Source organism: Kosakonia sp. ML.JS2a (assembly GCF_025642095.1).
Lineage (GTDB): Bacteria > Pseudomonadota > Gammaproteobacteria > Enterobacterales > Enterobacteriaceae.
Genome location: NZ_CP106754.1, coordinates 542,180 through 557,476, shown reverse-complemented (window position 1 = coordinate 557,476; position 15,297 = coordinate 542,180). Strand labels below are relative to the sequence as shown.

At 54.6% G+C, this 15,297-nt stretch carries 12 protein-coding genes; 5 read left to right on the top strand and 7 right to left on the bottom strand.

The features are described from left to right. Positions 1–83: 83 nt before the first annotated feature. The 7 genes from yhdP to csrD form a co-directional block, all read right to left on the bottom strand. On the bottom strand, positions 84–3,893 hold the full coding sequence (yhdP, locus tag N7922_RS02635; RefSeq protein ID WP_263099118.1) for an AsmA2 domain-containing protein YhdP: 3,810 nt from the start codon (positions 3,891–3,893) through the stop codon (positions 84–86). Between the two features lie 58 nt (positions 3,894–3,951). Then, positions 3,952–5,421 carry a ribonuclease G gene (gene rng / locus N7922_RS02630; protein WP_061492965.1) on the bottom strand — a complete coding sequence of 490 codons (1,470 nt, stop codon included), beginning with the start codon at positions 5,419–5,421 and terminating at the stop codon, positions 3,952–3,954. Further along, on the bottom strand, positions 5,411–6,004 hold the full coding sequence (locus N7922_RS02625; RefSeq protein WP_263099117.1) for a Maf family protein: 594 nt from the start codon (positions 6,002–6,004) through the stop codon (positions 5,411–5,413). The genes rng and N7922_RS02625 overlap by 11 nt, the downstream gene beginning before the upstream one ends. Before the next feature lie 8 nt (positions 6,005–6,012). Continuing rightward, on the bottom strand, positions 6,013–6,501 hold the full coding sequence (gene mreD / locus N7922_RS02620; protein ID WP_061492963.1) for a rod shape-determining protein MreD: 489 nt from the start codon (positions 6,499–6,501) through the stop codon (positions 6,013–6,015). Further along, complete coding sequence (gene mreC, locus N7922_RS02615; protein ID WP_263099116.1) at positions 6,501–7,499, bottom strand: rod shape-determining protein MreC; 999 nt, start codon at positions 7,497–7,499, stop codon at positions 6,501–6,503. Before mreC ends, mreD begins: the two co-directional genes overlap by 1 nt. A gap of 64 nt (positions 7,500–7,563) precedes the next feature. Next, positions 7,564–8,607, bottom strand: a complete 1,044-nt coding sequence (mreB, locus tag N7922_RS02610; protein ID WP_006818047.1) for a rod shape-determining protein MreB — start codon at positions 8,605–8,607, stop codon at positions 7,564–7,566. A 307-nt stretch (positions 8,608–8,914) separates the two neighbouring features. Next, a complete protein-coding gene (gene csrD, locus N7922_RS02605; RefSeq protein ID WP_263099115.1) occupies positions 8,915–10,855 on the bottom strand; it encodes an RNase E specificity factor CsrD in 1,941 nt (646 codons plus the stop codon). 292 nt (positions 10,856–11,147) lie between these two features. Between csrD and msrP the strand changes: the two genes are divergently transcribed. The 5 genes from msrP (at position 11,148) to accC (ending at position 15,285) form a co-directional block, all read left to right on the top strand. After that, positions 11,148–12,146: a protein-methionine-sulfoxide reductase catalytic subunit MsrP gene (gene msrP / locus N7922_RS02600; protein ID WP_263099114.1), complete on the top strand. Its 999-nt coding sequence runs from the start codon at positions 11,148–11,150 to the stop codon at positions 12,144–12,146. Continuing rightward, positions 12,147–12,746 (top strand): protein-methionine-sulfoxide reductase heme-binding subunit MsrQ, encoded by a 600-nt coding sequence (gene msrQ / locus N7922_RS02595; protein WP_263099113.1) that lies wholly within the window; start codon positions 12,147–12,149, stop codon positions 12,744–12,746. It begins immediately after the preceding gene. 234 nt (positions 12,747–12,980) lie between these two features. Continuing rightward, positions 12,981–13,433 (top strand): type II 3-dehydroquinate dehydratase, encoded by a 453-nt coding sequence (gene aroQ / locus N7922_RS02590; RefSeq protein ID WP_263099112.1) that lies wholly within the window; start codon positions 12,981–12,983, stop codon positions 13,431–13,433. Positions 13,434–13,454: 21 nt separating this feature from the next. After that, entirely contained in the window at positions 13,455–13,925 is a 471-nt protein-coding gene (accB, locus tag N7922_RS02585; protein ID WP_061492957.1) for an acetyl-CoA carboxylase biotin carboxyl carrier protein, read from the top strand. A gap of 10 nt (positions 13,926–13,935) precedes the next feature. After that, positions 13,936–15,285 carry an acetyl-CoA carboxylase biotin carboxylase subunit gene (gene accC, locus N7922_RS02580; RefSeq protein ID WP_263099111.1) on the top strand — a complete coding sequence of 450 codons (1,350 nt, stop codon included), beginning with the start codon at positions 13,936–13,938 and terminating at the stop codon, positions 15,283–15,285. The last annotated feature ends 12 nt before the right edge of the window (positions 15,286–15,297 follow it).

Here is a 15,297-nt window from a genome sequence, read left to right as displayed (position 1 = left end):
ATTATTTTCTCGTCGTTGCCGCCACTTCGGGCAGTAAAAAATGCGATATAAGGAGCTTGAGGCAATTCACTGATGCCGTCAAATCATTGCTTTTTATCCGTCCGCGCCTGGCGCAGGACTTCGTTGATCTGCGGTTGATCCACCGGACCAGTAATGCGGTAACGCAGAATCGAGACCTTATTCCACAACGGCCCCAGAACTTTGCTGGCGGCAAACACCGCAGCGCCAACAATCGGGTTAACCGCAAATGCCGCCGCCACGCCAACGGTAGCGGAAATTTCCGGCGCGACGACCGCTTCAACATCCAGTTCCCGCCGGACCAGGTCCACCGAACCTTTCATGGCGATATCCGCTTCCAGGCCGTCCACCAGCGTATCGTCGCTGTGCAGCACACCATCTTTGATCCACGCGGTGCTGCGAATCGAGTCGAACCAGAAACCCTCACTGCTGAATGTGTCGCTAAAATCCAGACGCAGCTTACGCAATAACGAATCAACGCTGAACAGACGCAATAGCTGCCCGGCATGCCCGGTGCTGATATCGGTAATTTGCCCCTTGCCCAGTTGCGTGCGCAAAATACCGTTGAGCGACTCCTCCTGCGGCTCCCAGGGCGGGTTACGCCAGTGCAGGTCATAATTGATATCGAAAGAGGCCCCCCGCACAGGTGTCGGCACCCCAAAGAAGCCCATTGCCGAATCGAGCTTATCACCGCGCAGCGCGCCCTTAATGGAAGTACGTTCAGCGCCTTCTTTGTTCACCCATTCGCCTTCAGCCGTCAGGCGTGCAAGACCGCTGTCGACCAGGCCGCCGACCAGCGTCATCGTCTCGCCTTTAATCGCGAAATCCCCGTCAATGCGGCCATATTTTTGCCCCCACAGCCAGCACTCTGCGCAGCGTAACTGCAAATCGGGCCAACCGGTGAAATCCACCCGGGTTTTGCCGCGCAGCAGCGTGGAAGGTGACGAAATATCATCATCGTTGGGCGCGGTGCTTGACGGATTGTAGTAGAGATAACGAATAGCAGCCTGCCACGGCGCATTGTCGCGCAGCGTCAGAGTCCCACTGATCTCCCGCCCCTGTGCTTCAATCAACGAGCCGGAAGCCTGCGGTTGCGACACAATGCTCAGGTTATTCCACTGCTGACCGCCCAGCGTCAGCGCTGGCGTGCGCAGGGTAATACTTTGTGGGAACGTGGTGGCGTTACTGACATTGTTCGCCACCCCCTGGCGTAACAGACCCAGCCACTGCGCGCCGTTCATCGGCGGAAGGTTCAATTCCAGCCCGCTCTGTTCCGGCAACGGAGGCACAGTCCGGCTGTCTGAGGTCCAGATCCCGCGATCGAGCCCCAGCTTATTACTCAGCAACCAACGGCTATTAAAATGGTTAGTGCTGCCCGCGTTTCCGGTGAGATCAAAACTGTGCAGATTCCCTTCCACCTTCAGCTTGACCGGTAGCGCTTTGCCCGCCTGTTTGTCCAGCGGCGGCGGTAAGGTACTGGCGAGATTATTCAGATCGCCATCGATGTTAACTTTATAGGTCGCGCCAGCGTGATACGGTAACTCAATGCCAACATCCCCTTTCCACGCCACACTGCCGCGCAGTGCATCATTGAGCTGTGAGGGTAAAACGCCGGTGCGCGCAGGTTGCCAGTTACCGTCCAGATTCACCGCGACCTGATAGGCTTTGTCGCCTTCAGTGGTTGAGAAATTCACGTTAAGCGGCTGGTTAAACCAGGTGGCCTGTAGCGGCTCGCTCTGCAGATTGCCGTTCACAAAGCTGAACTTACCGCTGAGATCTTTCAGGGTGCTATTAAGCGGTTTGATAAACAGGCTGTTATTACGCAGCATGACATCGCCTTTGGCGGTCGTCTTCTCGCCGTCCAGCGGGATATCAAGATGTAAGCGAGCATTCACATTGCCATCAACTTGCAGCTCTTCCAGCGCATTGCCAAGAGAATCATGCAGCGGCGTCTCTTTAAAATAGGGGCCTACCGCCTTGCCAGGCCCGTTGATGTCGGCATCGATGAGCAGTTTTTCTTTTACGTAGTCCGGGATATTCGCGGTGAGATTGCTGGCCGTCACTCCGCCGAGCGCGACGTTATCGCTCTTCATCCACAGGCCATCGTTAATAAAATCGAGCTGAATATCGAGATTTTTCAGCGCCGGCCAGTCAGGCTGGAAAGCAAACGTTGCATTACGCAGTGGTACCAGCACTTCAAACTGGCCTTCATTGTGTTTGTACGGGAACAGGCGCGGGTTGCCGCCATAGACCAGCGTGGCATCTTGCGCCTGACCGCCCTGAATGGCCGCACTGAGATAATCCACCAGCGCTTTGCCCATCAGATTTTCCGGGAAATAACGCCATGCCTGACCGCCATCCGTAACGTTGATTCCCGCCAGAATACCGAGCCAGGGTTCATCATCCTGCGGCTGAAGATAACGGAAACCGCCATGAGCATGAATGGCATTGGCCTGCACATCAATGTTGCGCCCATCGAGCTGAAAACCGTGTTCGTTCTGCTGCCAGTTCAGCGTGGCCTCGCCCTTTTCAATCTCCAGCGGCGCACGGAACACGGTCTCATACGGCATCTTCGCTTGCGCCATATTCACGGTCAGCCGCCCGTCCCCCATGCTTCCTTCAAGTGTTCCGCCCACGTGCTCCACGCCAGGCAGTAGCTGCCACTGCTTCCAGGCGATATCTTTCCAGCGTGCCTGAAAACGCGTTTTATCGGGAGCCTGCAACGGAATATCCAGTGCTAACTGTTCCAGCAGCCCGCTGGGCTGCATCGTGCCCCAGATGCTGTAAAGCTGCGGCGAGATTTTCTCGGCAATCGGCAACAACCCTTCCAGCCTGCTGAGCTCAAGATTACTGGCGCGCACACGCAACTCATCGCTCTGAACGCGGCTTGCCCCGCCAGCTTCCTGCGCCGGAACCCAGGCAAAACTCAGCGAACCTTGCGGCCAGGCACGATCATCAATGGCAATACGCGTAGCAGGCACATCAAACTGCCACCCCTGCTGCTGGCGCGACACGTGTACCGTAAGGTTATCCACCGTCATCCGGTGTAATCTGTTATCCCCTTGCCAGCTGGCGCCGCCCCGCTTTAACCAGACATCGCCGCTTTCGACCACGCCTTTATTCAGCGCCATCCAGCCTTCCAGGCTGAAGCGCGCGCTATCGAGCGCAACGTTGTCCCGCATCCATTCGCCAAGCCAGGGTTTGACATCAATATCATCCGCCTGCAACCAGACACGCCCATTGTTCAGTAACCCGTTGTCATCACGCAGGTCCATTCGCACCTGCATAATGCCGTGTTGGCCGGTCAGGCTGGAAAGACTGACTTGCCCTTCTGCACGGTGCCGATCGTTACTGTTGAGCCAGGTTAATTGCGGGATCGCCAGTTCGGCACGTTGGCCGGAAAGGGTCAGGAAGCTGATGCGGCTGTCGCGCAGATCAAAGTGATCGAACTGACGCAGGAACAGATCGCTCATGCGATCCGTCTCAAGGGCATCGCCCGTATCGTTGCGTTGTAGCGGCGTGTTGGTATGTGCGACCAGTTGCCAGAAGGTGAGATTGCGGAACCGCCAGCGCAGGTGTAACAGGCTCTGCCAGATATCCAGCGCCAGCGTTACGCGCTTAATGGAAAGATCGCTGCCGTCTTTCATCGAGGCGTGAATATCGCGCACTTCCAGCTCAGGGCCGAAATTCTCCCAGCGCGCCTGAATCTGCTCGGCCTGAACCGCGATGCCCGTGCGGGCTTCGATCTGCGCCAGAATTTGCGGACGCCAGTTATCCAGATGGGGAAGAACAAGGCGTAACCCGCTCACCAGCAGCGCCACGATGACAATCAGCGTCGCTCCTGTAAGCAGCAATATCCCCGGCAGTCGCCTCACGCCTCTCTCCTTGTCAACCCAACAACCAGACCCGCTCGTGTTGCAGCGCGCTGCGCAATCACATCATTACTACGTCGAACTGTTCCTGATTATAGAGCGGCTCGATTTGTACTTTGACCTGTTTACCGACGAAGATTTCCACCTCTGCCAGCGCGTGTGACTCTTCGCCTTTCAGCGTCTCCGCCACCGCCGGAGAAGCATAAACCAGGAAACGATCGGAATCGTAAGCATGGTGCACACGCACAATCTCGCGCATGATTTCATAGCACACGGTTTCCACCGTTTTTACGGTGCCGCGGCCATGACAGGTCGGGCATTCATTGCACAGAACATGTTCCACGCTTTCACGTGTACGCTTGCGGGTCATTTCCACCAGCCCAAGTTGGGAGAAACCATTGATGCTGGTTTTCACCCGATCCTTGCTCAATGCCTGCTCCAGCGAGTGCAGCACGCGACGGCGATGATCCTCATTATTCATGTCGATGAAATCGATAATAATAATGCCGCCAAGGTTGCGTAAACGTAGCTGGCGGGCTATCGCCTGAGTGGCTTCAATGTTGGTGTTGAAGATAGTGTCGTCGAGGTTACGGTGGCCGACAAACGCGCCGGTATTGATATCCACCGTGGTCATCGCCTCGGTCTGATCAATGATCAAATAGCCGCCCGATTTCAGCTCAACTTTACGCTCCAGCGCGCGCTGAATTTCGTTTTCCACATCAAAGAGATCGAAAATCGGCTGCCGCCCGCTGTAGTGCTCAAGCTTGCTGGTCATCTCCGGGATGTACTCTGCGGTAAACTCCAGCAGCGCTTCAAACGTCAGCCGGGAGTCAACGCGAATACGGTCGAGATGAGCATCGGCGAAATCGCGCAGCACACGCTGCGCCAGCGCCAGTTCACCATACAGTTTGCAGCGCGACTGCTGGCGCTTTTTGCGCTCCATCACCTTGGTCCAGACGCGCTTGAGATAGGCGGCATCAGAGGCGAGATCCTCTTCGCACACACCTTCCGCCGCCGTGCGAATGATAAAACCGCCCTGCTCATCGCAATAGGCAGCCACGACCTGCTTGAGGCGCTCACGCTCGGCTTCACTTTCAATACGTTGGGAAACCCCCACGTGTGCAGCGCCCGGCATAAACACCAGATAACGTGAAGGCAGGGTGATGTCCGTGGTCAGGCGCGCGCCTTTCGTGCCGAGGGGATCTTTCACCACCTGCACCATCAGATCCTGTCCCTGACGGACCAGTTCAGAAATATCGCGGACGGTGAAGTTCTTCTGCTCTTCCCCGGCGACGCATTCGGTGTGCGGCATAATGTCGGAGGCGTGAAGGAACGCCGCCTTTTCCAGACCAATATCTACAAAAGCCGCCTGCATACCCGGCAGAACCCGGCTAACCCGACCTTTGTAGATATTGCCTACTATCCCGCGCCGTGCTTCACGCTCGATGTGAATTTCCTGAAGGATACCGCCGTCAATATACGCGACGCGTGTTTCCGATGGTGTTACGTTGACCAGTAATTCAGCCGTCATGATTATCTCTTCCCTCGCGCAGTGCGTTAAAATTGCTCAGCAATTCCCAGGTTTCCACCAGCGGTAACCCCACAACGGCATGATAGCTACCGTTAATCTTCCTGACAAAACAGCCGCCGGCGCCCTGAATACCATAAGCGCCCGCCTTATCCAGTGGCTCGCCGCTGGCAACATAAGCGGCGATATCCGCGTCTGACAACACTCTGAAGGTCACTTCCGTTTCCACCAGGCAATCGAGCAGATACTGGCTGTCCGCCAGCGCGACTGCGGTCATCACCTGATGTGTTTGCCCGGAAAGCTGACGCAACATACTGGCAGCATGCGAGGAGTCTTTCGGTTTTTCAAGCACTTCACCATTAAATATCACGATGGTGTCAGCACCCAGCACCGGCAGATCCTGCGTTGCCATCGCCACGCCCGCCTGCGCTTTCTCTCGCGCCAGCCGCGTTACGTATTGCCGGGCGGATTCCTGCGCCTGACGCTGTTCTTCAATGCCCGGAATAATGCGCCTGAACGTTACGCCCAACTGAGTGAGCAGTTCCTGACGACGAGGGGAGCCGGAAGCAAGCCAGATATCTGTCATAAAAACCTTTATTGCACCGCGAACTGCTGGCGAATTTTACGCATTAACAGGAACAGCCATGGCCAGAGCACGCCATTGACAAGGCTGCTCCAGAAAATATCAGGCTTGAACGAAACGTTAATCACTAAAAATTCCGCCCAGAAGACAATCACTTCGGTAGCCAGCGACAACAACATTACCACCAGCGCCTGTTGCCAGAGCGCCAGATTACGGAATAACTGAAATTTCAGTGCGACCAGATAGGCGACAATGCTTAACGACAACGCACGTACGCCAAGTGTGGATCCGCTAATCAGATCCAGTATGGCACCCATGGCGAAACCCGTACCGACATTTACGCGGTGCGGCAACGCCAGGATCCAGTAAAGCAGAATAAGCAACACCCAGTTTGGCCGGTAGACAATGATGTCATCCGGCCAGGGCATAATTTGAAGCAACAGAGCAATGAAAAACGAGAGCCAGATAACCCAGCGCCCCTGGCTACGGTAACTTGCCACTATTGCCCTCCCGTCGAGGCTGGCGGAGGCGGTTGTGTCATGCCGGTCGCCGGCGCGGGCATTGGCGCTGGCGGCCCCATCACATCCGGAGAAGGCAGTACCTGCGGCATCATTTGCAGCAGACGTTCATTCGCAACGCGATGGACATCTTCCGGCGTTCTTGGGTTAGAACCGTTACGATCCGCGCCCCATAACAGCAGCAGATAACGCAGACGTTGCAGACCCGCCGTCGGACGCGCCTGGATCACCGTGTAAGCACGCTGTGTATCCAGTTTTACCGAGGAAACGACCGCCACCGGATAACCTTCCGGGAAACGTCCACCAAGGCCAGAGGTCACCAGCACGTCGCCGACACGGATATCGGTGTTCGCGGGCAGGTGTTCCAGCTGGAGATCATCGGTGCAACCGTTACCGGCGGCAATCACGCGGATATCATTACGCAGCACCTGGATGGGCAACGCGTGGGTCGCATCGCAAATCAGCAGCACCCGGCTGGTGAGTTTCGCGACCGCGACAACCTGCCCCACCACGCCTTTATCGCTGATCACCGGCTGACCTTCATAAACGCCGTTGACGCTGCCTTTATCGATAACCACCTGATCGCTGTAAGGATCATTCACCGTGGAGATCACCTGGGTCACCATTTTTTGCTCATCCTGACGCAACGGCGAACCCAGCAGTTCACGCAGGCGCGCGTTCTCCTGCTTATACTGCCCTAACATCAGCAACTCGCTGTTTTTCAGCAGCAGTTCCTGACGCAATGCCCGGTTTTCAAGCTCAAGCTGATCGCGCGACGCCAGCGTTTGTGAAACGCTGTCCAATAATTCGCGAGGACCGTTAGAAATAAAATAGAAAGGACTGACGGCAGTATCCATGTACGTTCTGATTTGGCTGAACGTACCGAGGCGGCTGTCGGCAATAATGACTCCGAGCGCCACCAGGACCGCCAGAAAAAGACGAATCTGCAGTGACGGGCCACGGCTAAAAATTGGCTTCATAGGCTTTGCGTATTCTCAGGCCAGCCAGATTCGGAGCGACGTATCGCCCCGAATCTGACACGGACTATTCTTCGCTGAACAGGTCGCCGCCGTGCATGTCGATCATTTCCAGCGCCTTGCCGCCGCCACGCGCTACGCAAGTCAGTGGATCTTCTGCAACTACAACTGGAATACCTGTCTCTTCCATCAACAGGCGATCGAGGTTACGCAGCAGCGCGCCGCCGCCGGTCAATACCATACCGCGTTCGGAGATATCGGACGCCAGTTCCGGCGGGCACTGTTCCAGTGCGACCATTACAGCGCTTACGATGCCGGTCAGCGGTTCCTGCAACGCTTCCAGAATTTCGTTGGAGTTCAGCGTGAAGCCACGCGGTACGCCTTCAGCCAGGTTACGGCCACGCACTTCGATTTCACGCACTTCATCGCCCGGGTACGCAGAGCCGATTTCATGTTTGATGCGCTCTGCGGTCGCTTCACCGATCAGAGAACCGTAGTTACGGCGCACATAATTAATAATCGCTTCATCGAAACGGTCACCGCCGATACGCACGGAAGAGGAGTACACCACACCGTTCAGGGAGATAACCGCCACTTCGGTGGTACCACCACCGATATCCACAACCATTGAACCGGTCGCTTCAGAAACCGGTAAGCCTGCGCCAATCGCAGCAGCCATCGGTTCTTCAATCAGAAACACTTCACGGGCGCCAGCACCCTGTGCGGATTCACGGATTGCACGGCGTTCAACCTGGGTCGCACCAACCGGAACACAAACCAGTACACGCGGGCTCGGACGCATAAAGCTGTTGCTGTGCACTTGTTTAATAAAGTGCTGCAGCATTTTTTCGGTCACGAAGAAATCAGCGATAACGCCGTCTTTCATCGGGCGGATAGCAGCGATATTGCCCGGCGTACGACCAAGCATCTGTTTCGCTTCATGACCGACAGCGGCTACACTTTTCGGTGAACCGGCACGATCCTGGCGAATGGCCACCACGGAAGGCTCATTCAATACGATGCCTTGTCCTTTTACATAAATCAGGGTATTCGCGGTACCCAGGTCAATGGACAGGTCATTGGAAAACATGCCACGAAATTTTTTCAACATACTAAGGGATAATCCTGAAAGCTGGGGCGGAAACAAAATCCGCTTACTTTACCAACCACACGCAGCAGCGACAAGGCGCAAAAACTGTCTGCTACGGTGAAAATTAGTGCAGTTTGTTTCCTTTGTTGCAAAACGACATGACTTCGTCCGGAAGCGATAAAATCCACCTGTTCCAGTACCCTGCGTTTACAACCTGTCAAAGGTCAAACCGGCTTTTAAAGTGCTGCAACGATCCGGCGGGCAGGCAAGCACACCCCCATACACAGCAGCGCGCATTATTCTACGTGAAAACGGCTTAAACAGCAGTTCAAACCGAATATCTTTGCGAATATTTTTTCACATTGGTATCGAGCGGTTGAGAAGCAGCGAAGAAATCACCCTGTCCACCCACAACACCACATTCCGCCAGCGTCTGCCATTCCCCCCGGGAGCGAACGCCCGTGGCGAAAACCCGCGTTCGCGTGCCTTTGCACGCTTCCACAAGGCTTTGAACCAGCAACTGGTTTTCCGCGCGTTTTTCAATGTTCCTGACCAGCCCCGGATGCAGCTTTAATAACTCAACATCCAATGCCTTAATCCAACTGGTGCTGACCAACGTCAGCCCCGCCTGATTCACCACCACGCGAGCGCCTAATGCATTGATCAAACGCACAACCGACTGTAACCGGCTGATGTGTTGACAAACATCCGCCTCGGCAAGTTCAAAAATAATCCGTTTACGTTGCGATTTTTCGCACTGCATTAACGTATCGCGCACCCAGCGCTGAAAACGCGGGCGGATCAGCGACTCAACCGTCACCTGCATAGCAAGATTCTCTTCCGGCCAGAAACGAATAAACGGAATCAGTCGGGTCACCTGCTGGCGGTCATACTCTTCGGATAAACCAAATTGCAGCACCATCGGCATATACTCTTCGGCAATCACTTCCTGCTCGCCGTCGAAAATACGACACATTAATTCCCGATGATGCACCAGCCCGTCGCGATTCACCGCCGGTTTCTGGTAAACACGCGGCCCACCCCGGCTTAACATCTGCTCAATCATCGTGCGCCAGCGAACATTGCCACGTCCCTGTTCCGGTAACGAGTCATCATACACTGACCAGCTATTACCACCTTGCAGCACCGCATTGCGCGCGGCAGCTTCACTGTGCTCCATCACCTGTTCGGTGGACTGCCCGCTGCGCCAGGCGCAAATCCCGATATGCATCATATCTTCGCGGGTCAACATTTTGCTCGGCGGCAAGCCATCCACCGCGTTGAGGATCTGCCCGGCGATACTTTCCGCTTCTTTTAACGTGCGGTGTGGGAGCAGAACCGCAAAATCACTACGATGATAACGGGCCAGCAGCGCACCGGGGTAACGCATAATAAAGGTAGAGAGTAAATTGATCAGCGCAAAGAGATGCTCCTGGACCGCCGACAATCCCCAGCTATCGCGCAGCAGGTCAAAGTCCGGCAGGCGGATCATCATCACCACGCCATGCGCGCCGACTTTTTCCTGGTCCTCCAGTAAGGTCGCTAACTGGTTATCAAAAAACAGACGGTTATTGAGGCCAGTACGGGTATCTTGCGCGGCGTAAGAGCGGATGAGCGTATCCATACGACTGCGTTGATCGCTGGCGAACTGGATATCCGTCAGCAGCACATCCAGCGCACTGCTGGTGCGCGACGGCCATTCATAAATGCTGCCGCGGACTTGCGGGCCTCGCTCGCCATTGAGGATCCGCGTGGCGCGCGTTTCCAGCAACTCCTGCCCGGAGAGTTGCCGGCGCAGCCAGCGCACCGACAGAAAGATAATGACGATCATAAAGCCGATCGCCAGCGTTAGCGGCGCGGTCGTCAGCAGCGAACGGAAATAGTTCGCCATCGGATCCTGATAGGCCAGCGTGATCACAAACCCCGGGTTTTTCACCGAAGGAATCTGCAATTCCCGGTATTGATAGTTGCTGCCTGCCGGGCGGTAAGTACTTTTACGGGTGTAACTCAGGATGACGTGTTCGCCCTGTCTGATATCAATGCCGATGATGTCTACCGGCACCATTAATTCATCAAGCTGATGCAACAGAGCAGAGGGCGAGGAGGAGATCAAACGCGCGTCAACAACGGCCGCCACCGCTTGTACGCGGTTAGCAACCTTATTCTGGATAGCAGTATAAAAACTGAATGAGCAGCCAATCAGGGTAACGAAGATCGCCAGTCCCGTCAGTAACGTCACAAATGCTGAGAATTTCGTCGTTAATCGCATCCCTGTGTTAACTCCGTTTATATAAAGAACGAGACGGTTCCGACCGGGATAACGTCACCCTGGTGAGTACTAACTTCGGCGTATTTACGCCCCCGAAATAGCCTGCTGATATTGGCAATAAAACGGCACCGTATTTCATTATTGCGAGTATAGACCTCAGAAATTATTTTCCAATCATCAATAAGCCAAAGAAATAGTTAAGCCGCTCAGTTTACAATGTTTGGTAACACACACCCACTCGCACTAACGCATTGTTTCCACCATGCTTAAGGAGAGAGTAGCGGAGGATGCCATGAAGAAAAAACTGACCGAAGCCGACATAACCGCCGAATCCGTTTTTATGTTACAACGCCGACAGGTATTGAAGATGTTGGGCATTGGCGCAACTGCGCTAACCCTTCCCGCCAGCGGCCATGCTGATTTACTGGACTGGTTTAAAGGCCATGACCGCCCGAAAGCCCCGTCCGGTAAGGCCCTTGATTTCACTAAACCGGAGACGTGGCAATCCACGCTGGCGCTGACGCCGGAAGATAAGGTCACCGGTTATAACAACTTCTACGAATTCGGTCTGGATAAAGCCGACCCCGCCGCCAACGCTGGCGGGATGAAAACCGATCCCTGGACATTAACCATTGATGGTGAAGTCGCAAAGCCATTAACCCTCGACCATGATGCGCTGACGTCGCGCTTCCCGCTGGAAGAGCGCATTTACCGGATGCGCTGCGTGGAAGCCTGGTCAATGGTCGTGCCGTGGATTGGCTTCCCGCTGCATAAACTGCTGGCGCAGGTTGAACCCACCAGCAAGGCAAAATATGTTGCCTTCCAGACGCGCTACGCACCAGAAGAGATGCCAGGACAGAAGGATCGCTTTATTGGCGGCGGCCTTGCGTATCCTTACGTCGAAGCATTACGTATAGATGAAGCTATGCATCCGCTAACGCTGCTCACCGTTGGCGTTTACGGTAAAGCGCTGCCGCCGCAAAACGGTGCACCCATTCGCCTGACAGTGCCGTGGAAATACGGTTTTAAAGGCATTAAGTCGATTGTCAGTATCAAGCTGACCAGCCAGCGTCCGCCTACGACATGGAACCTGTCAGCTCCCGACGAGTATGGTTTTTTCGCCAACGTGAATCCGCATGTTGACCACCCTCGCTGGTCGCAGGCTACCGAACGTTTTATTGGTTCAGGCGGCGTGCTGGATGTAAAACGCCAGCCAACGTTACTGTTTAACGGCTACGCTGAAGAGGTGGCTTCGCTGTACCGTGGGTTAGATTTACGGGAGAATTTCTGAGTGCGTTTAACGGCAAAACAGGTGACCTGGCTTAAAGTCCTTCTCCATCTGGCGGGGTTATTGCCTTTTATCTGGCTGTTTTGGGCTGCAAGCCAGGGCTATTTCAGTGCCGATCCGGCAAAAGATATTCAGCATTTTACCGGCAGAATGGCGCTAAAATTCCTGTTAGCCACGCTGCTGGTCGCCCCGCTGGCGCGTTATGCAAAGCAACCTTTATTGATCCGCACCCGCAGGTTGCTGGGATTATGGTGTTTTGCCTGGGCGACGCTGCACCTGACCAGCTATACCTTGCTGGAACTGGGCATCAACAATCTGGCGCTGTTGGGTCAGGAACTGACCACGCGGCCCTATTTAATGCTCGGCGCGGTAAGCTGGCTCATTTTACTGGCGCTGGCGGTAACGTCGACACAGTGGGCGCAACGTAAATTGGGCAAACGCTGGCAGCAATTGCATAACTTCGTCTATCTGGTGGCGATCCTCGCGCCTATTCACTATCTCTGGTCGGTGAAGATCCTCTCACCACAGCCGGTGATCTATGCAATCATCGCGCTGGCGCTATTAGCATGGCGTTATAAGAAGTTCCGCCAATGGTGGCATTAGCGTTTCATTCTGTGCACTTTCCCGCAGATCTTCTATCATTCACAGCCATGCTGCTGGCGGTGATGGATAATCTTCCCTGATAAGACCAGTATTTAGCTGCCAAATGCTACGAAATCGTTATAATGTGCGACTTTGGTTTTCCTGACAGGGGTTTTTAGCCTCTGAAAAGGTGACAATCGCGCATCGAAGGTATATTTTGTTTTTTACCGGCGAATCGCAGGAGATAGCAGCATAATGGCTGACAAGTTCCACATTTTGCTTTTGAACGGACCGAACCTTAATATGCTCGGCGCCCGTGAGCCGGAGAAGTACGGCACGCTGACGCTGGACGATATTGTTAAGCAGTTGAGTACCGAAGCAGCAGCGCTTGATGTGGAACTGACGCATTTTCAGTCTAACGCGGAGTACGCAATTATCGACCGTATTCATCAGGCTAAAGATACCGTGGACTCTATCCTGATCAATCCGGCCGCATTTACGCACACCAGCGTCGCTATCCGCGATGCATTGCTGGCAGTGGACATCCCGTTTATCGAGATCCACCTCAGCAATGTGTATGCGCGGGAGCCGTTCCGCCACCACTCTTATCTGTCTGATATCGCCGCTGGCGTTATCTGCGGATTCGGTGCGGATGGTTATTCATACGCTTTACAGACAGCGGTAAAACGCTTGTCACAATCACACTAAACAAGAGTACGGAACCCACTCATGGATATTCGTAAGATTAAAAAACTGATCGAGCTGGTTGAAGAATCAGGCATCTCTGAACTGGAAATTTCTGAAGGCGAAGAGTCAGTACGCATCAGCCGTAGCGCGCCGAATGCAGGTTTCCCGGTGATGCAGCAGGCTTATGCCGCACCGATGATGCAACAACCTGCACTGTCTAACGCTGTAGCACCGACAGCCGCTCCAGCAATGGAAGCACCGGCAGCGACAGAAATCAGTGGTCACATCGTACGTTCCCCGATGGTCGGGACTTTCTATCGTACCCCGAGCCCGGACGCGAAAGCGTTCTGTGAAGTTGGCCAGAAAGTCAACGTGGGCGACACCCTGTGCATCGTTGAAGCGATGAAAATGATGAACCAGATCGAAGCCGATAAAGCAGGCGTGGTGAAAGCCATTCTGGTTGAAAGTGGCCAACCGGTTGAATTTGACGAGCCGCTGGTCGTCATCGAGTAACGAGGCGCACATGCTGGATAAAATTGTTATCGCCAACCGCGGCGAGATTGCACTGCGTATTCTTCGTGCCTGTAAAGAGCTGGGCATCAAGACTGTCGCTGTGCACTCCACTGCGGATCGCGATTTAAAACACGTACTGCTGGCGGACGAAACAGTCTGTATCGGTCCGGCGCCGTCCGTAAAAAGTTATCTGAATATCCCGGCAATTATCTCTGCTGCCGAAATCACCGGTGCGGCTGCGATTCACCCGGGGTATGGCTTCCTTTCCGAAAACGCCAACTTTGCTGAGCAGGTTGAGCGCTCCGGCTTTATCTTCATCGGCCCGAAAGCAGAAACCATCCGCCTGATGGGCGATAAAGTGTCTGCAATCAACGCGATGAAACTGGCTGGCGTACCGTGCGTACCCGGCTCTGATGGCCCGCTGGGCGATGATGCCGATGTGAACCGCGCCCATGCTAAACGCATTGGTTACCCGGTGATCATCAAGGCATCCGGCGGCGGCGGTGGTCGCGGTATGCGCGTTGTGCGTAAAGATGCCGATCTGGCGCAGTCTATCGCCATGACTCGTGCGGAAGCGAAAGCCGCTTTCAACAACGACATGGTGTATATGGAGAAATACCTGGAAAATCCTCGCCACGTCGAGATCCAGGTACTGGCGGATGGCCAGGGCAACGCTATCTATCTGGCCGAGCGCGACTGCTCCATGCAGCGTCGTCACCAGAAAGTGGTTGAAGAAGCACCCGCACCGGGCATCACGCCGGAACTGCGTCGCTTTATCGGTGAACGCTGTGCGAAAGCCTGTGTTGAAATCGGTTATCGCGGAGCGGGTACGTTCGAGTTCCTGTTCGAAAACGGTGAGTTCTACTTCATTGAGATGAACACCCGTATTCAGGTTGAACACCCGGTAACCGAAATGATCACCGGCGTTGACCTGATCAAAGAGCAGTTGCGTATTGCCGCGGGTCAGCCGCTGTCCATCAAACAGGAAGACGTGATTGTTAAAGGCCATGCGGTAGAGTGCCGTATCAACGCCGAAGATCCGAACACCTTCCTGCCAAGTCCGGGTAAAATCACGCGTTTCCACGCGCCGGGCGGTTTTGGTGTACGTTGGGAATCGCACATTTACGCCGGGTACACTGTCCCGCCGTATTACGATTCAATGATCGGCAAGCTGATCTGCTTTGGTGAAACCCGCGAAGTCGCGATTGCACGTATGAAGAATGCGCTGCAGGAGCTGATTATCGACGGTATTAAAACCAACGTTGATCTGCAGATGCGTATTATGAGCGACGAGAATTTCCAGCGCGGTGGAACCAACATCCACTACCTGGAGAAAAAACTCGGTTTGCAGGAAAAATAATCTGCAAGCAGC

Coding starts and splice junctions, on each gene's coding strand:
- rng (WP_061492965.1), bottom strand. CDS start 5,421: ATGACGGCTGAATTACTGGTCAACGTAACACCATCGGAAACACGCGTC.
- N7922_RS02625 (WP_263099117.1), bottom strand. CDS start 6,004: ATGACAGATATCTGGCTTGCTTCCGGCTCCCCTCGTCGTCAGGAACTG.
- mreC (WP_263099116.1), bottom strand. CDS start 7,499: ATGAAGCCAATTTTTAGCCGTGGCCCGTCACTGCAGATTCGTCTTTTT.
- mreB (WP_006818047.1), bottom strand. CDS start 8,607: ATGTTGAAAAAATTTCGTGGCATGTTTTCCAATGACCTGTCCATTGAC.
- csrD (WP_263099115.1), bottom strand. CDS start 10,855: ATGCGATTAACGACGAAATTCTCAGCATTTGTGACGTTACTGACGGGA.
- msrP (WP_263099114.1), top strand. CDS start 11,148: ATGAAGAAAAAACTGACCGAAGCCGACATAACCGCCGAATCCGTTTTT.
- aroQ (WP_263099112.1), top strand. CDS start 12,981: ATGGCTGACAAGTTCCACATTTTGCTTTTGAACGGACCGAACCTTAAT.
- accB (WP_061492957.1), top strand. CDS start 13,455: ATGGATATTCGTAAGATTAAAAAACTGATCGAGCTGGTTGAAGAATCA.
- accC (WP_263099111.1), top strand. CDS start 13,936: ATGCTGGATAAAATTGTTATCGCCAACCGCGGCGAGATTGCACTGCGT.